Origin of the sequence: Streptomyces monomycini, assembly GCF_022271435.1 — a bacterium.
GTDB classification, from domain to species: domain Bacteria; phylum Actinomycetota; class Actinomycetes; order Streptomycetales; family Streptomycetaceae; genus Streptomyces; species Streptomyces monomycini.
The window spans coordinates 15,993-40,140 of the sequence record NZ_JAFIQY010000003.1 but is presented as its reverse complement, the minus strand read 5'-3'; the positions used below and the strand labels follow the sequence as shown (position 1 = coordinate 40,140).

Annotated in this window: 19 protein-coding genes, 2 tRNA genes and 1 pseudogene; 14 read left to right on the top strand and 8 right to left on the bottom strand. The window is 70.9% G+C overall.

Annotation, left to right across the window (positions count from 1 at the left end):
- Window positions 1-13: 13 nt before the first annotated feature.
- The gene (locus tag JXZ78_RS04900) at window positions 14-1,243 is read right to left on the bottom strand and encodes a GNAT family N-acetyltransferase (protein ID WP_030020556.1); all 1,230 of its coding nucleotides are present in this window, start codon (window positions 1,241-1,243) and stop codon (window positions 14-16) included.
- 127 nt (window positions 1,244-1,370) lie between these two features.
- Between JXZ78_RS04900 and JXZ78_RS04895 the strand changes: the two genes are divergently transcribed.
- Window positions 1,371-2,513 (top strand): PP2C family protein-serine/threonine phosphatase, encoded by a 1,143-nt coding sequence (locus JXZ78_RS04895; protein WP_030020555.1) that lies wholly within the window; start codon window positions 1,371-1,373, stop codon window positions 2,511-2,513.
- A gap of 76 nt (window positions 2,514-2,589) precedes the next feature.
- A pseudogene (locus JXZ78_RS04890) lies at window positions 2,590-2,904 on the top strand (SRPBCC domain-containing protein); the annotation flags it as partial.
- Between the two features lie 20 nt (window positions 2,905-2,924).
- On the opposite strand, the gene JXZ78_RS04885 reads toward JXZ78_RS04890, so the two are convergent.
- Window positions 2,925-4,124, bottom strand: coding sequence for a cation:proton antiporter (locus JXZ78_RS04885; protein WP_030020553.1), 1,200 nt, complete (start codon window positions 4,122-4,124; stop codon window positions 2,925-2,927).
- Between the two features lie 384 nt (window positions 4,125-4,508).
- On the bottom strand, window positions 4,509-5,717 hold the full coding sequence (locus JXZ78_RS04880; RefSeq protein WP_372498397.1) for an acyltransferase family protein: 1,209 nt from the start codon (window positions 5,715-5,717) through the stop codon (window positions 4,509-4,511).
- A 575-nt stretch (window positions 5,718-6,292) separates the two neighbouring features.
- Between JXZ78_RS04880 and JXZ78_RS04875 the strand changes: the two genes are divergently transcribed.
- Window positions 6,293-6,487: a hypothetical protein gene (locus tag JXZ78_RS04875; protein ID WP_030020551.1), complete on the top strand. Its 195-nt coding sequence runs from the start codon at window positions 6,293-6,295 to the stop codon at window positions 6,485-6,487.
- Between the two features lie 48 nt (window positions 6,488-6,535).
- On the opposite strand, the gene JXZ78_RS04870 is transcribed toward JXZ78_RS04875, so the two are convergent.
- On the bottom strand, window positions 6,536-6,913 hold the full coding sequence (locus tag JXZ78_RS04870; RefSeq protein ID WP_030020550.1) for an arsenate reductase family protein: 378 nt from the start codon (window positions 6,911-6,913) through the stop codon (window positions 6,536-6,538).
- 197 nt (window positions 6,914-7,110) lie between these two features.
- Window positions 7,111-7,181, bottom strand: a tRNA-Gly gene (locus tag JXZ78_RS04865).
- 213 nt (window positions 7,182-7,394) lie between these two features.
- Here JXZ78_RS04865 and JXZ78_RS04860 point away from each other — a divergent pair.
- The 5 genes from JXZ78_RS04860 to clpX all read left to right on the top strand — a co-directional run bounded on the left by JXZ78_RS04860 (window position 7,395) and on the right by clpX (window position 12,330).
- Window positions 7,395-7,471, top strand: a tRNA-Pro gene (locus tag JXZ78_RS04860).
- A 330-nt stretch (window positions 7,472-7,801) separates the two neighbouring features.
- Window positions 7,802-9,199 carry a trigger factor gene (tig, locus tag JXZ78_RS04855; protein WP_030020549.1) on the top strand — a complete coding sequence of 466 codons (1,398 nt, stop codon included), beginning with the start codon at window positions 7,802-7,804 and terminating at the stop codon, window positions 9,197-9,199.
- Between the two features lie 324 nt (window positions 9,200-9,523).
- Window positions 9,524-10,126 carry an ATP-dependent Clp protease proteolytic subunit gene (locus tag JXZ78_RS04850; RefSeq protein WP_030020548.1) on the top strand — a complete coding sequence of 201 codons (603 nt, stop codon included), beginning with the start codon at window positions 9,524-9,526 and terminating at the stop codon, window positions 10,124-10,126.
- A 68-nt stretch (window positions 10,127-10,194) separates the two neighbouring features.
- Window positions 10,195-10,878, top strand: coding sequence for an ATP-dependent Clp protease proteolytic subunit (locus JXZ78_RS04845; protein WP_030020547.1), 684 nt, complete (start codon window positions 10,195-10,197; stop codon window positions 10,876-10,878).
- Window positions 10,879-11,040: 162 nt separating this feature from the next.
- A complete protein-coding gene (gene clpX / locus JXZ78_RS04840; RefSeq protein ID WP_030020546.1) occupies window positions 11,041-12,330 on the top strand; it encodes an ATP-dependent Clp protease ATP-binding subunit ClpX in 1,290 nt (429 codons plus the stop codon).
- A gap of 81 nt (window positions 12,331-12,411) precedes the next feature.
- On the opposite strand, the gene JXZ78_RS04835 is transcribed toward clpX, so the two are convergent.
- Entirely contained in the window at window positions 12,412-13,476 is a 1,065-nt protein-coding gene (locus tag JXZ78_RS04835; RefSeq protein WP_157851606.1) for a hypothetical protein, read from the bottom strand.
- Window positions 13,477-13,518: 42 nt separating this feature from the next.
- Complete coding sequence (locus JXZ78_RS04830; protein ID WP_030020545.1) at window positions 13,519-14,445, bottom strand: hypothetical protein; 927 nt, start codon at window positions 14,443-14,445, stop codon at window positions 13,519-13,521.
- Window positions 14,446-14,604: 159 nt separating this feature from the next.
- Here JXZ78_RS04830 and JXZ78_RS04825 point away from each other — a divergent pair, with 159 nt between their 5' ends.
- On the top strand, window positions 14,605-17,250 hold the full coding sequence (locus tag JXZ78_RS04825; RefSeq protein WP_030020544.1) for a valine--tRNA ligase: 2,646 nt from the start codon (window positions 14,605-14,607) through the stop codon (window positions 17,248-17,250).
- Here JXZ78_RS04825 and JXZ78_RS04820 read toward each other — a convergent pair.
- Complete coding sequence (locus JXZ78_RS04820; RefSeq protein ID WP_030020543.1) at window positions 17,216-18,418, bottom strand: hypothetical protein; 1,203 nt, start codon at window positions 18,416-18,418, stop codon at window positions 17,216-17,218. The two genes, JXZ78_RS04825 and JXZ78_RS04820, sit on opposite strands and share 35 nt — an antisense overlap.
- A gap of 351 nt (window positions 18,419-18,769) precedes the next feature.
- Here JXZ78_RS04820 and JXZ78_RS04815 point away from each other — a divergent pair, with 351 nt between their 5' ends.
- The 5 genes from JXZ78_RS04815 to JXZ78_RS04795 all read left to right on the top strand — a co-directional run bounded on the left by JXZ78_RS04815 (window position 18,770) and on the right by JXZ78_RS04795 (window position 24,117).
- Window positions 18,770-20,218: a peptidoglycan D,D-transpeptidase FtsI family protein gene (locus JXZ78_RS04815; RefSeq protein WP_030020542.1), complete on the top strand. Its 1,449-nt coding sequence runs from the start codon at window positions 18,770-18,772 to the stop codon at window positions 20,216-20,218.
- Window positions 20,219-20,330: 112 nt separating this feature from the next.
- Window positions 20,331-21,869 (top strand): bifunctional tetrahydrofolate synthase/dihydrofolate synthase, encoded by a 1,539-nt coding sequence (gene folC / locus JXZ78_RS04810; protein WP_030020541.1) that lies wholly within the window; start codon window positions 20,331-20,333, stop codon window positions 21,867-21,869.
- 2 nt (window positions 21,870-21,871) lie between these two features.
- Window positions 21,872-22,231: a DUF4233 domain-containing protein gene (locus JXZ78_RS04805; protein WP_030020540.1), complete on the top strand. Its 360-nt coding sequence runs from the start codon at window positions 21,872-21,874 to the stop codon at window positions 22,229-22,231.
- A 163-nt stretch (window positions 22,232-22,394) separates the two neighbouring features.
- Window positions 22,395-22,808 carry a nucleoside-diphosphate kinase gene (gene ndk, locus JXZ78_RS04800; protein ID WP_030020539.1) on the top strand — a complete coding sequence of 138 codons (414 nt, stop codon included), beginning with the start codon at window positions 22,395-22,397 and terminating at the stop codon, window positions 22,806-22,808.
- A gap of 289 nt (window positions 22,809-23,097) precedes the next feature.
- Entirely contained in the window at window positions 23,098-24,117 is a 1,020-nt protein-coding gene (locus tag JXZ78_RS04795) for a rod shape-determining protein (protein WP_003985182.1), read from the top strand.
- The last annotated feature ends 31 nt before the right edge of the window (window positions 24,118-24,148 follow it).

Genomic DNA, 24,148 nt, shown 5'->3' with positions numbered 1-24,148 from the left:
GCCCGCGCCGCCCTCAGAACCCGTGCGGCAGCCACGGCTTGCGGTACGTGCCGAACGCCACCGATGCCTCCCGCAGGGCGCCCGGGCGCAGTTCGCGTACCCGCCCCGCCCCCGCCAGCGCCTCCAGCGTGAACCCGCCCAGGTAGGCGGCCCCCAGCTCCCGTACGGACAGCGCCAGGTCGGCCGGGTCCGTGGTCCGCTCGCAGGAGGCGCCCTTCTCGTCGCCGGTGAGCCGCCACCGGCCCTCGTTCCAGGGGCAGAACGGGTCCGCCACGTCCAGGACGACGTCCAGCGGCGCCGTGTACGTCCGCGCCGCGAGCGCCTCACCGGCCTCCACCAGCCGTACGAACAGCGACTCGCGCACCATGACCCGGCAGCGCCGGATGTCGTCCACGAGGTGCAGCAGCGGATCGTCGGCCGGGCGGTTGCGCACCGTCAGCCGCGACGTCAGGTCGATGCCGAACAGATAGCGCCACAGCGCCGCGTAGCTCACCGGGTCCAGCGCCTCGACGTCCCGCAGGACCACCGTCCCGTCCGGCCCGCCCCCGTCCCAGCCCGCCTTGACCGCGTAGCGCGCGTACCCGCGCACCTCACCGGCCACCTCGGCCAGCACGCACAGCAGCGGCCCGGCCCCGTCCCGGTCGGCCTCCGGGTCGAGCAGCGGCAGCCGCTCCCAGCCCGGCTGCCGGGCGAGCATCCCGGGCCGGCCGGTGACCAGCTGTTCGTACACCTTCTCGCAGTCCGCCAGCCCGGTCTCCGGGGCGACCAGCCGCAGCCGTACCTCGTCGGCGCCCTCCGGCACGGCGACCGACTGGCGCAGCGTGTCGAGCGTCATGCTCACCGCCTCGGACCCGGCGCCGTACCCGAAGCGCCCGTAGATGGCCGGTTCGGAGGCGGTCAGCACGGCCAGCGGCTCGCGCCGGTCCCGGAAGTCCGCGAGCTGGTGGCGCATCATCGTGCGCAGGATGCCGCGCCGCCGGTGCGTGGGCTGCACGCTGACCAGCGTCACACCGGCCACCGGGAGGACGGCGCCGCCGGGCACCGTCAGCCGGAACGAGTACGCGCCCGCCGTGCCCACCGTCTCGCCGCCGTCCCGCACGTCCAGGCAGCGCTCGGGCTCGCCGAGCCCCCGCCACAGGGCGCGCTCCTCGGGGGCTTCGGGGGTGCCGCCGAACGCCCGTTCCAGCTTCCCGTACCAGTCGGCCCAGTCGTCCGGACGCAGCTGCCGCAATTCGGTCGTCATGGGCCATGCGTAGCAGGACCTTCTCCGCCCGCGCGACCGTTTTTCGAACGCGGTTTCCCGGTGATTGAGCCAGGCGGCGTGCCGTGAATCGACGCGCCGCCGAACGGGTGGATAAGGTCCCAGAACAATGGCGAGCAGAACGGGAGCGGAGTCCCCGACGGCCCGGTGGCGCAAGACGGTGCACCGGGTCCGCATCAGCGTGCGCAAGGCCGGGGTCGACTACTTCCGCGGCGACGGCTCCGACTGGATCGCCCTGGCCGCCCTCCTGATCGCCATCCCGGCCATCGCCTGCGGCACTGTCTGGCGCCCCGACTGGGTCGCGCCCACCGCGCTGGTCCTGCCGGTCATCGCGGGCGGGCTGCTGCTGCGCCCGGCCAACCTGCTCGCCCTGTACGGCACCTCCGCCGCCGCCCTGATCGTCGAGGCGTCGCTGCTCGGCCCGTACGACCAGGGCCGCGACCGGATCACCCCGGGCACGGTCCTGGTGGTCGCGGCGGCCGGCCTGTCCGGACTGATGATCGCGCAGTTCCGCAGCCGGGTCGGGGTGCCGTGGCGGCGCGGCGGCACGATGCTCTTCGACCTGCGTGAACGCATCCGGGTGCAGAGCAAGCTGCCCAAACTGCCGGCCGGCTGGCACCGCGAGATGGCGCTGCGCCCGGCCGGCGGACAGTCCTTCTCCGGCGACTTCGTGGTGGCCTCCCGTACGCACGGCGGCAACATCTTCGAAGTCGTGCTGACCGACGTGTCCGGCAAGGGCATGGACGCCGCCTCCCGCGCGCTGCTGCTGTCCGGCGCCTTCGGTGGCCTGCTCGGCTCGCTGCCGCCGCACGGCTTCCTGCCCGCCGCCAACGGCTACCTGCTGCGCCAGGACTGGGACGAAGGCTTCGCCACCTCCATCCACCTCGTCCTGGACCTGGAGTCCGGCGACTACGAACTGCTGTCCGCCGGGCACCTGCCCGCCCTCCAGCTCAGCGCGGGGACCGGCCGCTGGGAGGAGAAGGCCGCCGAGGGGCCGCTGCTCGGGGTGTACGACGGGGCGCAGTTCGACCCGGTCAAAGGGACGCTGCGCCCTGGTGACGTGCTGATGCTCTTCACGGACGGCCTGGTGGAGGCCGCGGACCGGGACATCGCCGAGGGCATCGACCGGCTGACCGGCGAGGCCGACCGCTATGTGGCCGGCGGCTTCGCCGGTGCCGCCTGGCATCTGATCGAAGCCGTGGCCAAGGATGTCAACGACGACCGCGCGCTGCTGCTGATCTGCCGCGACTGAACCGTACGGTGAGCCCGGCGGCCCGGACCCCACCCGGGGAGGACGCGTGGCAGGCACACGGACGGCAGGCACACTCACCTTTCGCTACGTCACGTACGTCGAGAGCACGCCGGAGCGGGTCTGGCACGCCCTCACCGATCCCGAGCTGACCGCCGCCCACTGGGGGCACAGCAACGTCTCCGACTGGCAGCCGGGCTCGCGCTGGGAGCACCGCCGTACCGACGGTTCGGGCATCGCCGATGTCGAGGGGGCGGTGGTCGAGAGCAGTCCGCCCACGCGGCTGGTGACCACGTGGGCGGAGCCCGGCGCGGGGGCGGCCCGGGCCGGTCCCGGCGTCTCCACGGTGGCGTTCGGCATCGAGCCGTACGAGGAGATCGTCCGGCTGACCGTACGGGCCGCCCGGGGGTCGTCCTACCTGCCGGCGGCCGCGGGCTCGGGCTGCCCGCCGCTCGTCGGCGCGTCCGGGTCCGGGCCCCCGCCGCCCGGCAGGACGCGCGCCAGCCAGGCCGACCGGCCGGCCGCCAGCGGTCCCAGGACGGCCAGGATCAGCACGTACCCGGCGATGAACGGCGCCAGCCGCTCGTCCAGCCCGGCGCCCGCCGCCATCGTCGCCAGGATCAGCGCGAACTCGCCGCGGGCGAGCAGCGCGGTGGCGATGTTCGCGGCCGGGCGCGGCCCGAAGCCGTAGATCCGGGCGGCGACCAGGCCCGCGACGACGTTCATCAGCAGGGTCAGCACCACCGCGATCAGCACCGGCCACACCACCGACGGCAGGTCGCCGGGGTCGATGGAGAGACCGAACGCGAAGAAGAAGATCGCGCCGAAGGCGTCCCGCAGCGGGTGCACCAGCTCCATGATCTTCTTGCCTGAGCTGGTGCTGCCGAGCATCAGACCGACCATGAACGCACCGATCGCGTCCGCGACGCCGAACCACTCCGAGACGCCCGCCACGAAGACGGCGGCGCCCAGGAAGGAGATGACCAGCAGCTCGTTGTCCTTGGTGGCGATCAGCTTGCCGATCACCGCCGTGCCCCAGCGGGCGACCACCGCGAGCAGCAGCAGGAAGCCGAACGCCTTGCCCGCGTCGAGGGCCGCCGAGGCCATCGAGTCGGCGCCGGAGATCACCGGCTGGAGGGCGGCCAGGTAGAGCGCGAGGAAGATGTCCTCGACCACGATGATGCCGAGGATCGGCTTGGTCTCGGGATTGCCGAGCCGGCCGGTGTCCATGAGGACTTTGGTGACGATCGCCGACGAGGAGATGCCGAGCACCCCGGCCAGGACCAGCGCCTCGGAGGTGCCCCAGCCGACCACGAAGCCGAAGATCAGACCGGCGCCGACGTTCAGCGCCAGGTAGGCGGCCCCGGCGACGGCCATCTTCCGGCCGCCCTCCTTGAGGTCGTCCAGGTGGAATTCGAGGCCGAGGTAGAAGAGCAGCAGCACCAGACCGAGCAGGGAGAGCATCTCCAGCTCGTGCGGGTCGTCGACCAGGGCGACGCCGGGGGTGTGCGGGCCGAGCAGTATTCCGGCCAGGATGAAGAGGGGGATCGTGGGAAGCCCGATGCGGCTGCCCAGGCGGGCGAGGACGGCTGCGGCCAGGAAGGCCCCGCCCATCGCGAGGAGGGTTTCTGCGTGTCCGATGGCTCCTCCAGAGGTTCGGCCGGACGGTGTTCGGTCAAGGGGGAGTCAAGAAAGCGTTAATGGTTAGTTTACCAAACGACTTTTCGGGGAGGGGGCCCCTGTGCGCACCGCCTGCCGTGCCCGCTCCGGCCCGCTCCTTCACCGACCCGCCTCCGGGATCTTCCCGGGCCTCCCGTCGAGAGCCCTGCCAGGGGTTTTCCCGCGTTCGGGGCGGCGGCAGCCGTCCTGGCGCAGGTTCACTCCCGCTCCGTACGGCCGGGAGGGCGACCGGGCGTACGGAGCGAGGGGTGGCGCGCGGCGGACCGCGTGCGCCGGGCGGTCGTGACCTGAGGGGTGTGGGGGCGGACGCGACGGCCGTCAGCCCTGGGGCGCCGGCTCCTTGCGGAACGCCCACGCCATCCTGGGCTCCACCACGCACCGCAGGGCCCTGCGGACCGGCGGGGTGCACAGCGCCGTCACCGCGGCCGCCGCCGTCAGGCTCACCGCGACCTCGCCGAGCGGCGAGTGCGGCCACCCGTGGCCGTCGAACCAGCCGCGGGCACGGGCGCCCTTGGTGAGGAAGCCGTGCAGCAGGTAGCCGTACAGGGTTCCGGCGCCCAGCACCGTGAACCACGTACGGCGGGCCGGCACCCACGCGAGGAAGCAGCCGGTCAGGACCAGCGAGCAGCCGAACATCGCGAGCGTCATCACCGCCCCCGCCCACCAGGGCGCCCCCAACTCCTGCGCGCTCTCCCGGTGGTAGAACCACGCCGAGGTCATCCGCGGCACCGCCCAGTAGGCCAGCGCCAGGGCGGCCGCGAAGACCGGCACCGCCGCGATCCGTGCCGCGCGCCGCCGCACCAGCGCGAAGTGCTCGGGCCGCAGGTTCAGCCCCAGGACGAAGAACGGCAGGAACTGGAGCAGCCGTTGCATGTCGAGGTCGTCGCCGACCTCCGGGGACACGGACGCCAGTACCGCCACGGCGAGGGCCAGGGGGACCGGCCGGCGGACGATCCGCCACAGGGGAGTCGTGAGCCGCCACACGAACAGCGCGGCCAGGAACCACGTCAGATACCAGGGGTCCAGAAGGCTGACGGGCATGTCCGGATCGTGGTTCGCCCAGCGTGCGAAGAGCGTGTAGGCGGTCTCGAAGACGACGTACGGCACCACGACCCCGGTGATCAAACGTTTCAGCCGGTCCGCGCGCAGGTCGAAACCCCGGGAGAAATAGCCGGAGATGATGATGAACGCCGGCATGTGGAAGGCGTACACCGTCATGTAGAGCGCGCCGGCCGTGCGGCTCTGCCCGGTCAGCGGCTCCCAGGAATGCCCCATGGCGACCAGCACGATCGCCAGATACTTCGCATTGTCGAAGAAGGCGTCCCGGCCACTGCCGGCGGCGTCCCGACCGCGCCCGGCGCCGTCCCGGCCGATCCGGGCAACGGGCCGCACGGTCTCCGCCGGCGGCCGCCCGGCGGCTCGTGGCGCCTCTTCCGGGGCGTCCGCGGCGGGGGTCGCCGTGTCCCGGCCCGGGGGCTCGGCGGCCGGGGGAAGCACACGTCGTGAGGTCGGCGCAGCGGGAAACATCTGACGCACCCTAGTGGCGGCCGTGGAATGGGTAAAACCTTCTCGGCCGAATGCGCAATGCGGGCGTGGCGTGGCGGGAATTCCTTATCGGAGGGCGGTTCCCGAGCATTCCAGGTGTGCTTTCGCGTATTTCCCGGAGAGCCGGTGAATATCCGGTCCGAGGGTGCGTCATCCGTTTATGCGAGGGCATATGCCCCGCCGCGGGAGCGGGGGTGATGTCCGCTTCGCTACCGGTATGTCGGTGCGATGGGCGTCCGTCGGCCGCGCACGTGCCTCACGAATTCACGTGTGCACAAAAGGAGACCGGTCCGTACGGTGTCATCCGGCCAGCGCCGTGTGCGGGTTCCGGCCGCGCGGCCGAATGCGTGCCGGGGCGTCAATTCCCGTACCGCCGACCGGTGTCCGCCCGTGCCCGGCGGCGCGGTCGTCCGGTTCGCAGGCAAAGCCTTGGCCGATGATTCGCCACCCGCCTCCACTGGGCAGTGACTTGGTGGCACGATGGTGCCGAGCGGGGGTGTGCGCGGCTGCACGCTTCCGGGGCCGGCCAGGCGTTCCGACCGAGGGTGTGATCAGTTGTGGCTCTTTCGCTGTCCGTCGTGCTGTTGTTGGGCATCATCATGATCGTGTTGATACGCGGCAAGTCGCTCAAGGCGGGACCGGCGTTGGTGGCCATCCTCTTCGGCTTCTTCCTCGCCTCCACCGGCATCGCGCCGTCCATCAACCGGTTCCTGAACTCGGTGGCCGAGACGATCAACAACATCAGCTTCTAGCGCGTCGCGGGCCCGCACCCCTGTCGTGCGCGGGCCCGGCCGGGACGGTCAGCGGTCGTCGCGTCCGCTCCGCGCGACCGCCTCCCGCACGGCCTCCTCGCTGCGCCCGACCAGTGCCGTGCCGTCGTCCGCCGTGATGATCGGCCGCTGGATCAGCCGCGGCCGCCCGGCCAGCGCCTCGATCCACCGTTCCCGCGTGGCGTCCGTACGCTCCCAGCCGCCGATGCCGAGCTCCGCCGCCTCGGCCTCCTGCGTGCGCGTGATGTCCCACGGCTCCAGCCCCAGCCGGTGCAGTACCTCCCGCAACTCCGCGGCGGTCGGGGGCTGTTCGAGATACCTGCGTACGGTGTAGTCCGCCCCCTCCGCGTCCAGCAGGTCGACGGCGGAACGGCACTTGGAACACGCGGGATTGAGCCAGATCTCCATGCCGACACCCTAGTGAGCGCCCTCGGGGTGCGGTCGCGCTCGGTCGGGAGGTGACAAGAAACGGCGGCCGGGCGATGCGCCGGCCGGGCGATGACGGGCGCCGGCCGCCCGGAACCGTGAGCCCGCGGACGTACGGGCCCGGGAACGCCGAAGGCCCGGTCCGGAGAGGATTCTCACGGCCGGGCCCTGGGCTGCCGAGCGGGCGACGGGAATCGAACCCGCGTAGCCAGTTTGGAAGACTGGGGCTCTACCATTGAGCTACGCCCGCATGCGCCGCCGGTCGGGTGACCGCGGCACGCAGTGCATCGTAGCGGGTCACCCGGGTCCGCCGCACACTCCGCCCCGTCACCGCCGGTCGCGGCGGCCGTCCGAGCCCCACGCGCCCCGCTCGTGCACCGTGCGCCCCCTGGTCCGCGGCCCGTGCCCGTCGATATCCGGCAGCCGTACCGTCCACGGCCATGTACCCTACGTGTCGCACCGACGGGGTGTGGCGCAGCTTGGTAGCGCGTCCGCTTTGGGAGCGGAAGGTCGTCGGTTCGAATCCGGCCACCCCGACCAGCAGGTTTGTTTCAGCAGTACGGCGTGCAGTCGTACAGCGTGCGGCAGTACGGCGTTCGGCCGTACGGCGTCCCGGCCCCTTTTCCGGCCGGGTCTCCGGTGCGCCCGCCGCGCACAGGGCCGCTCGACGCGGCCGGTGCGGGCCCGCACGGAGGGGGTCCGTAAGCGGCCCGTCAAGATCACATTGCGGGTGCCAACCCGCTTGCGGTTACTATGCAAGCTGCGTGCCCGTGTGTCTTTCTCCCGGGCGCGGTCCGCAGGGCGCCTGGGCTCCAGGCGCCGGCAGATCTCAAGCAGAACCCCAGAAGTCAGCCCCAAGGAGACCGAACCGTGAAGAGCGCCGTGGAGACCCTGAACCCGACCCGGGTTCGGCTCACTGTCGAGGTGCCCTTCGAGGAGCTCAAGCCCAGCCTCGACGCGGCGTACAAGAAGATCAACCAGCAGGTCACGGTGAAGGGCTTCCGCCAGGGCAAGATCCCGGCCCGAGTCATCGACCAGCGGTTCGGTCGCGGCGCCGTGCTTGAAGAGGCCGTCAACGACGCGCTCCCGAAGTTCTACACCGAGGCGGTCAACGAGGGTGAGCTGAACGTCCTCGGCCAGCCCGAGGTCGACATCACCGAGCTGAAGGACGGCGAGCTGCTGACCTTCACCGCCGAGGTCGACATCCGCCCGGCCCTGGAGATCCCGGACTACTCCGGCATCGAGGTCGAGGTCGACGCCGTCGAGGTGTCGGACGAGGACATCGACAAGTCGGTCGAGCAGCTGCGCGAGCGCTTCGCCTCGACCTCCCCGGTCGAGCGCGCCGCCGAGGACGGCGACGTGCTCACCGTCGACCTGGAGGCCAAGGTCGACGGCGAGGTGCTGGAGGACGGCGTCGCCCAGGGCGTCAGCTACACCGTCGGCTCCGGCGAGCTGCTGGACGGCATCGACGACGCCGTCAAGGGCCTGAAGGCCGGCGAGTCCGGCACCTTCACCTCCGAGCTGAAGGGCGGCTCCGCCGCCGGCAAGGAGGCCGAGGTCAAGGTCGACGTCACCGCCGTGGCCGCCCGTGAGCTGCCCGCGCTGGACGACGACTTCGCCCAGCTGGCGAGCGAGTTCGACACGCTGGAGGAGCTGCGCGCCGACAGCGCCAAGCGCCTCGCCCAGATGAAGAAGTACGACCAGGCCACCCAGGCCCAGGAGAAGGTCCTCGACGAGCTGCTGAAGCTGGTCGAGGTCCCGATGCCGGAGAAGCTGCTCGCGGACGAGATCGAGACCCGCAAGCACAACCTGGTCAACCACCAGCTCGGCCAGATGGGCCTCGACCTCGCGAAGTACCTGGAGATCCAGGGCAAGACCGAGGAAGAGTTCGACGCCGAGACCAAGGAGCAGGCCGAGAAGGGCATCAAGACCCAGTTCATCCTGGACGAGCTGGTCAACAAGGAGAAGCTGAACGTCAGCCAGGAGGAGCTCACCGAGCACCTCATGCGCCGCGCGCAGTCCTCCGGCATGTCCCCCGACCAGTTCGCCCAGGCCGTCGTCGAGGGCGGCCAGGTGCCGATGCTCGTCGGTGAGGTCGCCCGCGGCAAGGCCCTCGCGGTCGTCGTCGAGGCCGCCACGGTCAAGGACACCAACGGCGAGGTCGTCGACCTGGACGACGAGGACGAGACGGCCGAGACCGTCGAGGCCTCCGAGACCGAGGGCACCGACGCCGAGAAGGCCGAGAAGCCCGAGAAGAACGAGGGCTGAGCCCCGGCCTCCCCGGTCGCACGGGCGGCCCCGGCCGCCCCGTGACGCCAGTAGACGTACGGGCCCGAACACGCCACGCCCGCGTGTTCGGGCCCGTACGTCGTCAGGGCCCGTGCACGCCGGTGAGCCTGCGCTCACAGCGAACAGTTGACAATGCGGGATGGCGCCCGCCGACCAGCGCGTTAGGGTCCGTAGATACGAGGGCAGGGGACTAGCCGTAACGGCGCCGGCGGAGCACGCCGCGCCCTCCCCGCGCCCCAGAAGACGACGCTGAGACGGCCCTGGGCCGTCCGACAACGAGCAGGTGGACACGTGACGATCCCGATGCCTTCCGCCGCCGCTGAGCCGACCTTCGGTGGCCTCGGCGACCAGGTCTACAACCGGCTGCTCGGCGAGCGGATCATCTTCCTCGGCCAGCCGGTCGACGACGACATCGCCAACAAGATCACCGCGCAGCTGCTGCTCCTCGCCGCTGACCCGGACAAGGACATCTTCCTTTACATCAACAGCCCGGGCGGCTCGATCTCGGCCGGCATGGCGATCTACGACACCATGCAGTACATCAAGAACGACGTGGTCACCATCGCCATGGGCCTCGCCGCCTCGATGGGCCAGTTCCTGCTGAGCGCCGGCACCCCGGGCAAGCGCTTCGCGCTGCCCAACGCCGAGATCCTCATCCACCAGCCCTCCGCGGGCCTGGCGGGCTCCGCGTCGGACATCAAGATCCACGCCGAGCGGCTGCTGCACACCAAGAAGCGCATGGCGGAGCTCACCGCCCAGCACACGGGCCAGACCGTCGAGCAGATCACCCGCGACTCCGACCGCGACCGCTGGTTCGACCCGCAGGAGGCCAAGGAGTACGGCCTCATCGACGACGTCATGACCACCGCGGCGGGCGTTCCGGGCGGGGGCGGCACCGGGGCCTGAGCCCCGGACGACTCGCCACGCAGCCGACTCCAGCCCCTTTGACCGCCACCAGGACGGTGAACCTCCAGATGAACAACTTCCCCGGCCGTAGCCTCTACGAGCGCCACGACGCCCCGCAGGCAGAGTTCCAGGGCCAGCCCGCCGAGTCCCGCTACATCGTTCCGCGCTTCGTCGAGCGCACCTCGCAGGGCGTGCGCGAGTACGACCCGTACGCGAAGCTCTTCGAGGAGCGCGTGATCTTCCTCGGCGTGCAGATCGACGACGCGTCGGCCAACGACGTCATGGCGCAGCTGCTGTGCCTGGAGTCGATGGACCCGGACCGGGACATCTCGATCTACATCAACTCGCCCGGCGGCTCCTTCACGGCGCTGACCGCGATCTACGACACGATGCAGTTCGTCAAGCCCGACGTGCAGACGGTCTGCATGGGCCAGGCGGCCTCCGCCGCGGCCGTGCTGCTCGCCGCCGGCACCCCCGGCAAGCGAATGGCGCTGCCCAACGCCCGCGTGCTGATCCACCAGCCGTACAGCGAGACCGGCCGCGGCCAGGTGTCCGACCTGGAGATCGCCGCCAACGAGATCCTCCGGATGCGGACGCAGCTGGAGGACATGCTGGCCAAGCACTCCACCACGCCGATCGAGAAGATCCGCGACGACATCGAGCGCGACAAGATCCTGACCGCCGAGGAGTCACTGGCGTACGGTCTGGTCGACCAGATCGTCTCGACCCGTAAGACGGCCGCCTCGGTCTGATCGCGACCCGTCGCGAAGTGAGCCGGAGACACGCCCCCTTGGACCGGGTTGACCGAGTCGGTCCAAGGGGGGCCCGTACGGGGGGCCCGGCAAGGTACCGTCGATAGGCAAGCACCCGGGTCCGCGGAGCAATGCGGATCCCAGGCGAAGGGGAAGCACCTCGTGGCACGCATCGGTGACGGCGGCGACCTGCTCAAGTGCTCGTTCTGCGGGAAGAGTCAGAAGCAGGTGAAGAAGCTCATCGCGGGACCTGGTGTGTACATCTGCGACGAGTGCATCGACCTCTGCAACGAGATCATCGAGGAGGAGCTCGCCGAGACCTCCGAGGTCCGCTGGGAAGAACTGCCCAAGCCCCGGGAGATCTACGAGTTCCTGGAGAGCTACGTCGTAGGCCAGGAGCCCGCCAAGAAGGCGCTCTCGGTCGCCGTCTACAACCACTACAAGCGGGTCCAGGCGGGTGAGAACGGTGGCGCGCGCGGCGGCGACGACGGCATCGAACTCGGCAAGTCCAACATCCTGCTGCTCGGCCCCACCGGCTCCGGCAAGACGCTGCTCGCGCAGACGCTCGCCCGGATGCTCAACGTCCCGTTCGCCTTCGCCGACGCGACGGCGCTGACGGAGGCCGGCTATGTCGGCGAGGACGTGGAGAACATCCTCCTCAAGCTGATCCAGGCCGCGGACTTCGACATCAAGAAGGCCGAGACCGGGATCATCTACATCGACGAGATCGACAAGGTCGCCCGCAAGAGCGAGAACCCGTCGATCACCCGTGACGTCTCCGGCGAGGGCGTCCAGCAGGCCCTGCTGAAGATCCTGGAAGGCACCACCGCCTCGGTGCCCCCGCAGGGCGGCCGCAAGCACCCGCACCAGGAATTCATCCAGATCGACACGACGAACGTGCTGTTCATCGTGGGCGGCGCGTTCGCCGGCCTGGAGAAGATCATCGAGGCCCGGTCCGGTGCCAAGGGCATCGGCTTCGGCGCCAACATCCGTTCGAAGCGCGAGATCGAGTCCAAGGACCAGCTTCAGGACGTCATGCCCGAGGACCTGGTGAAGTTCGGGATGATCCCGGAGTTCATCGGCCGCCTGCCCGTGCTGACCTCGGTGCACAACCTGGACCGCGAGGCGCTCCTCCAGATCCTGCTGGAGCCGCGCAACGCGCTGGTCAAGCAGTACCAGCGCCTGTTCGAACTGGACGGCGTGGAGCTGGACTTCGACCGCCCGGCCCTGGAGGCCATCGCCGACCAGGCGATCCTGCGCGGCACCGGCGCGCGCGGCCTGCGCGCCATCATGGAAGAGGTCCTGCAGTCGGTGATGTACGAGGTCCCGTCCCGCAAGGACGTGGCCCGTGTCGTGATCACCGAAGAGGTCGTGCACTCCAACGTGAATCCGACGCTGGTGCCGCGCAACCGCGGCGGCGAGTCGGGCGAGCATCACGAGAAGAGCGCGTAGCGCGTCCGTTCCCCCCGCACGGACGCGCCTCGGGGCCGCCCCGCGACCACCGGTCGCGAGGCGGCCCTTGCGCTCGCCCGGCTACCGAGGGGTACGGGTCTCGCCGCGCACCACGGCGGTGGTGTCCGCGTACTGCGCCAGATCGACCTCCGAGGGGGAGCGCAGCTCGCCGTTCATGTAGAGCAGCACCGCGGCGGTCGAGCCGTCGGCCCAGCCGCAGACCGGCGCGTAGCCGGCCGCCGGGATCTTCAGGACCTCGCAGTCGATCTTCACGTCACCGCCGGCCGCGCCGGGCCGGAACGTCTCGCGCTGCCGTACGACCGTGGCGCCCCCGGTGGCCACGCCGCGGAACATGCCGTCCACCACGCTGTCCGGGTCGTCGATGGTGCCGTAGCCGCCGGAGAACATCAGGCCGGCCGGCCGGCTGCCGCGGGTGCCCTGGTAGCGGGCGATCTCCTGGGTGATGCCGGGCGGCGGCGTCCTCAGCTTCAGGCCGTCGCGCTGGAGGGCGGCCTTGTCCTTCTCCAGCGTGTACGCGCCGTCGTCGACCGTTTTGGGCGTCGTCAGCCGCATCCGCTGCCCGCCGTCCTCGGCGGACGGCTTCTCCTCGGACGGGCCGGAGCCGGACGTGCCGGAGCCGGACGTGCCGGAGTCCGACGTACTGGAGGTGCCGGAACCGGCGCCCGGAGCGGTGGACTCGCCGCCACGGGCCCGCGGGGGACCGTCGTGGCCGTCACCCGAGACGAGCATCACGGCGCCGCCGATGATGGCGCCCACGAGTACGACACCGGCGGCCACTCCCGCGATGATCTTCCCGGTGCTGCCGCCGCCGGACGGGCCGGACGGACCGGACGGCCCCGGCGGCGGGTACTGCGGGAACTGCGAGGGCTGCATCGGCTGCTGCATCGGTTGCTGCGGGGCCTGCGGCTGCTGGGGCGCACCGTACCCGTACGGGCCGGGCGGCGGTCCCTGAGGAGGCCCTTGCGGCGGTATCGGAGGCGACCCCTGAGGAGTGCCTTGCGGCGGCCCCTGAGGCGGCCCGAAGCCACCGCCCTGCGGCTGCTGCTGCCCGCTGTCGCCGTACGGCCCCTGCGGCGGCTGCCCGCTGCTCCCGTAAGGCCCCGGCGGCGGCTGGTTGAAGCTCATGACGTGTCCTCCCCCTGAAGTGGTGCGGTACGGCCGCGGCCGTCACTTCTCGTGGCGCACCGCGTCGCGGATCTCGCGGGTCTTCTCGGCGAACTGCTCGGCCGAGAAGGCGGTGCCGGTGGACTTGGTGGGTGCTGCCACCCCGTTGTTCATGACGATGCCCACCGCGCTGGAGTCGCCCCAGATGCACCACGTCACCGTGGACGTCGCGGTGAGGCCGGCCCTCGACGCGGTGCCCTTGACGGCCTTGCACTTCATGACCGAGCCGTCGAAGCCGTCGGGCGAGAACTCCGTCACCGGGGTGACGGTCTCCAGCTTCGCGCCCTGGGTGTCCGTCCGCTCCGACTTCTTCTCGATCTGGGCGACCATCTTGTTCACCGTGCTCTTGGGGTCGGCGACCTTGCCGTAGACACCGGTGACGAGCAGCGGCTGCCCCTTGTCGTTCGCGTAGCTGCCCTGGACGCTGGTGCCCTCGGTGATGCCGAGGGCCTTGGTCTCCGCGTCGTCGGACTCGTCCTTCTTCTCGTCCTTGCCCGCCGCCTTCTTGTACGTACCGAGGAGGTTGTCCGGCATGGAGATCGTGTAGGGCTTCACGTCCCCGCCGGGACCGAACGCGTAGTAGGCGCCCACGCCGATGCCCGCCACGGCCGCCACCGCGACGACGCCGAGGGTGATCTTCATCCCCTTGCCCTTGCCGCCGTTCTGCGGCGGCTGACCGTAGCCGCCGGGCTGCTGGCCGTACGGGGCGGGCTGCGGCGGCTGTCCGTAGGGCGCCTGGGGCTGCTGCGGGTAGCCGGGCTGGGGAGCCTGCTGCGGGTAGCCGTAGGGCTGCTGCGGGGGGACCTGGCCGCCCTGCTGGGGGTAGCCGTACTGGGGCTGCCCGACCGGCTGCGGCGCGGGCTGACCGTACGGCCCCGGCTGCTGCGGCGGCCGGCCGTACGGGCCGGGAGGCGGCTGGTTGAAGCTCATGGAGCGGGTTCCCCTCGTGGCAACTGACGGCGCCCGATGACGCCCGTCACAGTTGATGTCTTCGCGTCGCCAACATCCTGTACGACGGCACCGCCGGCCGGTCCTCCGGGGGCCAAACCGATTCGAGACTGCGACATCCGCGCCCGTACACTGAGCGTCGTGACCGAGAACACTCAGCAGAGCCCCCGAGACGGCGGGCCGAACAGCAGCCCCACTGAACTGCCGACCCAGTACGCGCCGGCCGAGGTAGAGGGGCCGCTGTACGAGCGCTGGGTGGAGCGGGGGTATTTCGAGGCCGCCGCGGACAGCGAGAAGCCGCCGTTCACGATCGTCATCCCCCCGCCGAACGTCACCGGCAGCCTGCACCTCGGCCACGCCTTCCAGCACACGCTGATGGACGCCCTCACCCGCCGCAAGCGCATGCAGGGCTACGAGGCCCTGTGGCTGCCCGGCATGGACCACGCGGGCATCGCCACCCAGAACAAGGTCGAGCAGCAGCTCGCCGAGGAGGGCAAGTCCCGCCACGACCTGGGGCGCGAGGAGTTCGTCGAGCGCGTCTGGAAGTGGAAGCAGGAGTACGGCGGCAGGATCCTCGGCCAGATGCGCCGTCTCGGCGACGGCGTCGACTGGTCGCGTGAGCGCTTCACGATGGACGAGGGCCTGTCCAAGTCCGTCCAGACGATCTTCAAGCGGCTCTACGACGACGAGCTGATCTACCGCGCCGAGCGCATCATCAACTGGTGCCCGCGCTGTCTGACCGCGATCTCCGACATCGAGGTCGAGTACCAGGACGACGACGGCGAGCTGGTCTCGATCACGTACGGCGAGGGGGAGGAGACCCTCGTGGTCGCCACCACCCGCGCCGAGACGATGCTCGGCGACACGGCGGTGGCCGTCCACCCCGACGACGAGCGGTACGCGCACCTGATCGGCAAGCGGATCAAGCTGCCGCTGACCGACCGCACCATCCCGGTGGTCGCCGACACCCACGTCGACCCGGAGTTCGGCACCGGCGCCGTCAAGGTGACCCCGGCCCACGACCCCAACGACTTCGCCATCGGCCAGCGGCACGACCTGGAGTCGATGACCGTCATGGACGAGCGCGGTGTGATCACCGTGCACGGCCCGTTCGAGGGCCTGGACCGCTTCGAGGCGCGCTCGGCGATCGTGGCGGCGCTGCGCGAGCAGGGCCGGATCGTCGCCGAGAAGCGCCCGTACACCCACTCCGTGGGCCACTGCTCGCGCTGCAAGACCACCGTCGAGCCGCGGCTGTCCATGCAGTGGTGGGTCAAGGTCGGCCCGCTGGCGCAGGCCGCCGGTGACGCGGTCCGCGACGGCCGGGTCAAGATCCATCCCGAGGACATGTCGAAGCGCTACTTCGACTGGGTCGACAACATGCACGACTGGTGCATCTCGCGCCAGCTGTGGTGGGGTCACCGCATCCCGGTCTGGTACGGCCCCGAGGGCGAGATCGTCTGCGTCGGTCCCGACGAGGAGCCGCCGGGCACCGAGGCCGAGGGCTGGACCCAGGAGTCCGACGTCCTGGACACCTGGTTCTCCTCCGGCCTGTGGCCCTTCTCCACGCTGGGCTGGCCGGAGAAGACCCCGGACCTGGCGAAGTTCTACCCGACCGACGTGCTGCTCACCGGCCACGACATCATCTTCTTCTGGGTCGCCCGGATGATGATGTTCGGTCTGTACGCGATGGACGGCCGGGCGCCGTTCCACACCATCGCGCTGACCGGCCTGGTCCGTGACGAGCACGGCAAGAAGATGTCCAAGTCCAACCCCAACTCGGTGGACCCGCTGGACTGGATGGACGCCTACGGCGCGGACGCCGTCCGCTTCACGCTGGCCCGCGGCGCCAACCCGGGCGCGGACGTGCCGATCGGCGAGGACTGGGTCCAGGCGTCCCGCAACTTCGCCAACAAGATCTGGAACGCCACCCGCTTCGCGCTGATGAACGGCGCGACGCTGGAGGGCGAGCTGCCGCCGGCCGAGCAGCTCTCGGCGACCGACCGCTGGATCCTGTCCCGCCTGAACACGGTCGTGGCGCAGGTCGACGCGTACTACGAGGACTACCAGTTCGCGAAGCTGTCGGACGCGCTCTACCACTTCGCCTGGGACGAGGTCTTCGACTGGTACGTCGAGCTGTCCAAGACCACCTTCATGGCGGGCGGCCCGGCCGCCGACGCCTCGCGCCGGGTGCTCGGCGAGGTCCTGGACGTCACGCTGCGGCTGCTGCACCCGGTCGTGCCGTTCGTCACGGAGACCCTGTGGACGACGCTGACCGGCCGTGAGTCCCTGGTGATCGCCGAGTGGCCGGCCGACAGCGGCTTCCGCGACGCGGCCGCCGAGCGGGAGATCGAGACCGTCCAGCAGGTCGTCACCGAGGTCCGCCGCTTCCGGTCCGACCAGGGCCTGCAGCCCGGCCAGAAGGTTCCGGCGAAGCTGGAGCTGGCCGGTACGCAGCTCGCCGCCCACGAGGCCGCGATGCGCTCGCTGCTGCGCCTCCAGCCCGCGGGCGAGGAGTTCACCGCCACCGCTTCCCTGCCGGTCGCGGGCGCGACGGTGGCACTGGACCTGTCGGGCGCCATCGACGTCGAGGCCGAGCGCAAGCGCCTGTCGAAGGACCTGGCCGCGGCCGAGAAGGAGAAGGCCCAGGCCAACGGGAAGCTCGGCAACGAGGCGTTCCTGGGCAAGGCCCCGGAACACGTCGTCGCCAAGATCCGTACGCGGCTGGAGACGGCCGAGGCCGACATCGTGCGCATCAGCGCGCAGCTGGCGGCCCTGCCCAAGGCGTAGCGCCCGGCGCCGGGACGGCACCCGGCGCATACGGCTCCGCAGGCCCCTCGTCCTTCCGGGCGGGGGGCCTGCGCCGTCCCGAGCCGCGCCGGTCGCCGCGTTCCCGTACCGGCCACAGCAGGACGTACGCCGTCGACACGGCCACGAACGCGAGACGGATCAGGCCGCGCGCCGAGTCGTCTGGCACCACGAAGACGCTGCCGTACAGGATCAGCAGCGCCAGCCAGCTCCACCAGGGCACCAGCCGGCGCTGCCCGATGACGTCCCACAGCAGCGTGCCGAGCAGTACGGACGCGGTGTAGTACGTGTAGACGCTGGGGTCCAGGACGATACGAGCGTTGGCGCCCAGCAGGACGACCGCGGCCCAGCGCCCCCGCCACACCGCCAGACAGCCCAGCAGCAGGCCCAGCGCGAACTGCGCCGGCCGGTCCCATCCGGGCGTCTCCGGGTCGGCCACGCCCAGCCAGCGCAGCGCGGACGCCGGGTGGTTGGGGATGGCGAACTTGGCTGCCGAGAACGAGTTCATGTCACCGACGAAGAACGGCAGCCAGGCCACCGCGACCAGGGCCGCCATCCACAGTCCCGCGCGCAGCCATTTCTCCCTGGGGAGCGCGAGCAGCAGTGGGACGAAGGCCAGCGCCGTCGGTTTGGAGTCCATCGCGAGGGCCAGGAAGACGCCGGTCAGCGCGGCGTTGCCGCGGGTCACCGACCGTACGGCCAGGGCCGTGAAGAACAGCGCGAGGACGTCGTCCAGGTGCCCGAAGCGGACCGAGACCTCGATCCACATGGGGATGAACGCCAGGCCGGCTATCAGGACGCGCTGCCGCAGCCGCTGGTGGTTGGTGCCGGTGCCCAGGAAGTGCCAGGCGGCGCTGCGGCCGGCCAGCACCACGATCACCAGGCCGAGCAGCGACATCAGGGCCGCGGCCAGGAACTGCCCGGTGTGCTCGGGGAACGGGTTGAACAGACCGGCGACCAGGAAGCTGACCGGGCCCATCTGCAACTCGGGGTGGTGGGCGTAGAGGTTGAGGCCGCCGGTGCCGTCGCCGGACGCGCCCTGGTAGATCAGCTCGCCGCCGGTGCGCAGGTAGTGCCAGGAGAAACCCCCGTTCGGCTCGACCACGACGAACCACAGCACGGTCCACGCGGTGAGCAGCACCAAGTGCATCCGCTGACTGATTGCCGGCACGCGCACGCTCTTCAGCTCCTGTTTCGCCCGGGGAGCCCGGCGGCCGTCCGTCCGCCGCCCCCGGGGCCCGTTCTCTTCCGGCCTTCGCCGGATCTTCGTGTCGGTCAAGGCTCACAGAGCCCGCCGGGGAAGATGCGAGCAGGGGGGTGGTGCGTTGCCCGGAGGCGGCGATCGGAGGCGTGCGTCACGGCGGGGCGGTGGCCGCCGCTTTCTCATCGGCCTCTCATCGAGACGGGGGAGCATGGGGCCCGCAAACGGGACTTTCCGGCGAAACGTACGGCGTACGTAGTCGGCCGCACCACCGTCCAGCGACGAGGAGCCGCGCCACCCATGAACAAACCGCTGCGCCGCGTCTCGGTCTTCTGCATCCTGCTGATCCTCGCGCTCCTGGCGTGGGTCACCTGGCTGCAGGGGGCCAAGGCGTCCACGTTCACGGACGATCCGCACAATCCCCGCGTCTCCATAGCCAAGTACGCGAATCCGCTGGGCAACATCCTCGTCGACGGACAGCCGGTGACCGGCTCCACCGCCACCGACGGCACCCTCAAGAACAAGCGGACGTACAAGAACGGCCCGCTCTACGCCCCCGTCACCGGCTTCACCTCGCAGATCTTCGGCAGCAACCAGCTGGAGAGCCTGTACGGCGACCTCCTGGACGGCTCCGACAGCCGTCTGCAGAACCCGGGCGACGCGCTGACCCGCCAGCGGCCCAAGGGCGGCGACGTGGCCACCACCATCGACTCCAAGGTGCAGCAGGCCGGTTACGAGGCGCTCGGGAACAAGACCGGCGCCGCGGTCGCCCTCGACCCGGCCACCGGCAAGGTCCTCGGCATGGTCAGCACCCCGTCCTACGATCCGGGTAAGTTCGCCGGCTCCGGCAGCGGCGACCAGAAGGCGTGGAAGGACCTGTCGGCGGACGAGAAGCACCCCGAGATCAACCGCGCGCTGCGGCAGCCGCTGCCGCCCGGCTCCACCTTCAAGCTCGTCGTCGCGGCGGCCGCGCTGGAGAACGGCCTGTACTCCTCCGTGGACGAGGCCACCGACAGCCCCGACCCGTACGTCCTGCCCGGCACCCGCACCACCCTGAAGAACGAGAGCGCCTCGGCGCCCTGCAAGAACGCGACCATCCGCACCGCGCTCCAGTACTCCTGCAACACCGTCTTCGCGAAGATGGCCGCCGACCTGGGCCAGGACAAGGTGCGCGCGCAGGCCGAGAAGTTCGGCTTCAACAACGGCAAGCTGGACACCCCGGTACGGGCCGGCAAGAGCCTGTACCCGAAGGGCATGGACAAGGCGCAGACCGCGCTGTCCGGCATCGGCCAGTTCGACGACACCGCGACGCCGCTCCAGATGGCCATGGTCTCCGCGGCCATCGCCAACGGCGGCGAACTCCAGAAGCCGCAGATGGTCGACAAGCTCACCGACAGCGGCGGCAACACGCTCCAGCAGTACGAGCCGGAGCAGTACGGCAGGGCGATGTCGCAGCGCACTGCCGAGCAGCTCCAGTCGTCCATGCAGACCGTCGTGAACGAGGGCACCGGCTCCAAGGCCAAGATCGACGGCCTGACGGTCGGCGGCAAGACCGGCACCGCCCAGCACGGCGTGGACAACGAGGGCACTCCGTACGCGTGGTTCGTCTCCTACGCCAAGGACGACCAGGGCCGGCAGGTGGCCGTCGCCGTCATGGTCGAGGACAGCGACGCGGCCCGCAGCGAGATCTCGGGCGGCGGCCTGGCGGGGCCGGTGGCCAAGGCGATGATGAAGGCGGCGCTGTCGTAGCAGCGGGACCGGCCGGGGGCGGGCGTCCCGTCGCGGCCGGGGTCGCGGGCCGTCCCGCCCCGGCCGCAGGCCGCCACCCACCGCTGTCGGTGGTGGCTCGTAGACTGGAGCCGTGAGCGACGAGCGCCCCCGAAACGACGACCCCGACCCGATTCCCGGCCCGGACGGCCAGGCCGACCCCTTCGAGGAGATGGTGGACGCGGAGACCACCCGCGACCCCGACCTCGCGGTGATCGAGGCCGGCAGCCGTACGCTGCGCGCGCAGGCCGGCCCGCCCCAGGGGGACGGCATTCCCGCCCGTCCCGAGGACCCCGAGGTGGACCGCGCGCTGCGCGAGGTGGAGGCCGAGCTGGCCGGCCGCTGGGGCGAGACCAAGCTGGACCCGTCGGTGCAGCGCATCGAGGCGCTGATGGACGTCCTGGGCTCGCCGCAGCGCGCGTACCCGTCCATCCACATCACCGGCACCAACGGCAAGACCAGCACCGCCCGCATGATCGAGGCCCTGCTGACCGCCTTCGACCTGCGTACCGGCCGGTACACCAGCCCGCACGTGCAGTCCGTCACCGAGCGGATCAGCCTGGACGGCGCCCCCATCTCGGCCGAGCGCTTCATCGAGACGTACCGCGACATCGCGCCGTACGTCGAGATGGTCGACGGACAGCAGGAGTACCGCCTCTCCTTCTTCGAGGTGCTCACCGCCATGGCGTACGCCGCCTTCGCGGACGCCCCGGTGGACGTCGCGGTGGTCGAGGTCGGCATGGGCGGCACCTGGGACGCGACCAACGTGATCGACGGTGACGTCGCCGTCGTCACGCCCATCTCGCTGGACCACACCGACCGCCTCGGCGACACCCCCGAGCTGATCGCCGGCGAGAAGTCCGGGATCATCAAGAAGGACGCCACCGTCGTCCTGGCGCAGCAGCCGGTGGACGCGGCGGCCGTGATGCTCAAGCACGCGGTCGAGGTGGACGCCACGGTCGCCCGCGAGGGCATGGAGTTCGGCGTGCTCAGCCGCGAGGTGGCGGTCGGCGGCCAGCTGCTGACGCTGCGCGGCCTGGGCGGCGAGTACGAGAACATCTTCCTGCCGCTGTACGGCGCCCACCAGGCGCACAACGCCGCGGTGGCCCTGGCCGCGGTGGAGGCGTTCTTCGGCATCGGCTCCGAGCACGCCCGCACCCTGGACATCGACACCATCCGCTCCGCGTTCGCCGCGGTGGCCTCGCCGGGCCGCCTGGAGGTCGTGCGCAGCAGCCCGACCGTGATCCTGGACGCGGCGCACAACCCGGCGGGCGCGCGGGCCGCGGCCGAGGCGGTCAGCGAGGCGTTCGGTTTCAGCCGACTCGTCGGCGTGCTCGCCGCCAGCGAGGGCAAGGACGTACGCGGTGTCCTGGAGGCTTTCGAGCCGATCTTCGCGGAGATCGTGGTGACCCGTAACTCCAGCCATCGCGCCATGGACGCGGACGAGCTGGCGGGCGTCGCGGTGGAGATCTTCGGCTCCGAGCGGGTGCAGGTCGAGCCGCGGCTCGACGACGCGCTGGAGGCGGCGATCACCCTCGCCGAGGAGGAGGGCGAGTACTCCGGGGCCGGCGTGCTGGTCACCGGCTCCGTGATCACGGTCGGCGAGGCCCGGCTGCTCCTGGGAAGGAACTGACCATGCGCACGCTGTGTGCGAGCACGCTGATCGGCGAGTTCTTCGTGATCGGATTCGCCGGTCTGGTCGCGATGCAGACCTCGGGCCACTCCACGGCCACGGTCTGGACGGTCAGCGGCGTCGCGATGCTGCTGTGCGTCCTGCTGTGCGGCGTGCTCAACCGCCCCGGCGGCGTGCAGCTCGGCTGGGCCCTCCAGGCGGGCCTGGTCGCCAGCGGCTTCGTGGTGGGCACGATGTTCTTCCTCGGCGCGGTCTTCGCCGCGCTGTGGTGGGCGTCGGTGCACTTCGGCCGCAAGATCGACGAGGCGAAGGCCCGGTGGGCGGCCCAGGCGGAGGAGGGGCCGCAGCCGGGTACGGCGTAGCCACGGCTCCCGGACGGGTCCGATCGCGCGCCCGTGCGAAAACCGCCCCCGCGTCACCCGTCCGGCCCTCCGCCCGGCCCCGGTACCGCGTACAGCGCAACGCCGTCACCCATGTAGCCTCAGGGCACCTGCCGTCTGTCGCGTAACACAAGGAGCCCCTCCCGTGAGCCAGCGCACGCTCGTCCTCCTCAAGCCCGACGCGGTCCGCCGCGGCCTGGTCGGTGAGATTCTCGGCCGTATCGAGCGCAAGGCGGGCTGGACGATCAGCGCGCTGGAGCTGCGCACCCTGGACCGCGAGATCCTGGAGCAGCACTACGCCGAGCACGTCGGCCGGGACTTCTACGAGCCGTTGGTGCAGTTCATGTCGTCGGGCCCGGTGGTCAGCCTGGTCGTCGAGGGCGAGCGGGTCATCGAGGGCGTACGCGTGCTGGCCGGGCCGACCGATCCGATCAAGGCGCCCGGCGGCTCGATCCGCGGCGACTTCGGGACCATCACGCGGGAGAACCTCGTCCACGCCTCGGACTCGCCGGAGTCGGCGGAGCGTGAAATCAAGATTTTCTTCCCGGGCCGCTTCTGACATCAGGGCGCCCCGACCCCCGGTGACCTGGGGTGACCGGCGGCCCGTCGGTCACCCCGCGGGATCCGCACTCCGAACGGGGGAACGCTTCGGCGCGACACGACGTCCCCATTGAGGGGGGCGGGTCCGTGTTCCGCCGACAATGGCGAAGGAACCCCGCACCGCGTTCGAGCGGTGGGGACTTCGTGACTACGATGGAGCTTCCGCGCCCCGGCGCACCACACCTGCCGACCTCAAGTAAGCATTCGCTCCAGTTGGGAAGGCCAGACGTATCCTCATGGGGAACAACATGTCGTTCATCGGCCGTGACATGGCTGTCGACCTCGGGACCGCCAACACGCTGGTGTACGTCAGGGGTCGCGGAATCGTCCTCAACGAGCCGTCGGTCGTGGCCATCAACACCAACACCGGCGGCATCCTGGCCGTCGGGGCCGAGGCGAAGAAGATGATCGGCCGCACCCCCGGCAACATCGTCGCGGTGCGTCCCCTGAAGGACGGCGTGATCGCCGACTTCGAGATCACCGAGCGGATGCTCCGCTACTTCATCCTCAAGATCCACAAGCGCCGCTACCTGGCCCGTCCGCGCGTCGTCGTCTGTGTCCCCTCCGGCATCACCGGAGTCGAGCGCCGCGCGGTCATCGAGGCGTCCACCCAGGCCGGTGCGCGTCAGGTGCACATCATCGAGGAGCCGATGGCCGCCGCGATCGGCTCCGGTCTGCCGGTCCACGAGGCCACCGGCAACATGGTGGTGGACATCGGCGGCGGTACGACCGAGGTCGCCGTGATCTCGCTCGGCGGCATCGTCACGGCCCAGTCGATCCGGGTGGCCGGCGACGAGCTGGACAACGCGATCATCCAGCACATCAAGAAGGAGTACAGCCTTCTGCTGGGCGAACGCACCGCCGAGAGCATCAAGATCACCATCGGTTCGGCGTACGACCTGGAACAGGACGAGCACACCGAGATCCGCGGCCGCGACCTGGTCTCCGGCCTGCCCAAGACCGTCGTCATCTCGGCGGCCGAGGTCCGCAAGGCCATCGAGGAGCCGGTCAACTCCATCGTCGACGCGGTCAAGACCACGCTCGACAAGTGCCCGCCGGAGCTGTCCGGCGACGTGATGGACCGCGGCATCGTGCTCACCGGCGGCGGCGCCCTGCTCCGCGGCCTCGACGAGCGCCTGCGCCGCGAGACCGGCATGCCGATCCACATCGCCGAGGACCCGCTCGACTCCGTCGCGCTCGGCAGCGGCAAGTGCGTCGAGGAGTTCGAGGCCCTCCAGCAGGTACTGGACTCCCAGCCGCGCCGCTAGCGGAAGCCGACATTCCGCCGTACGGGCGGCT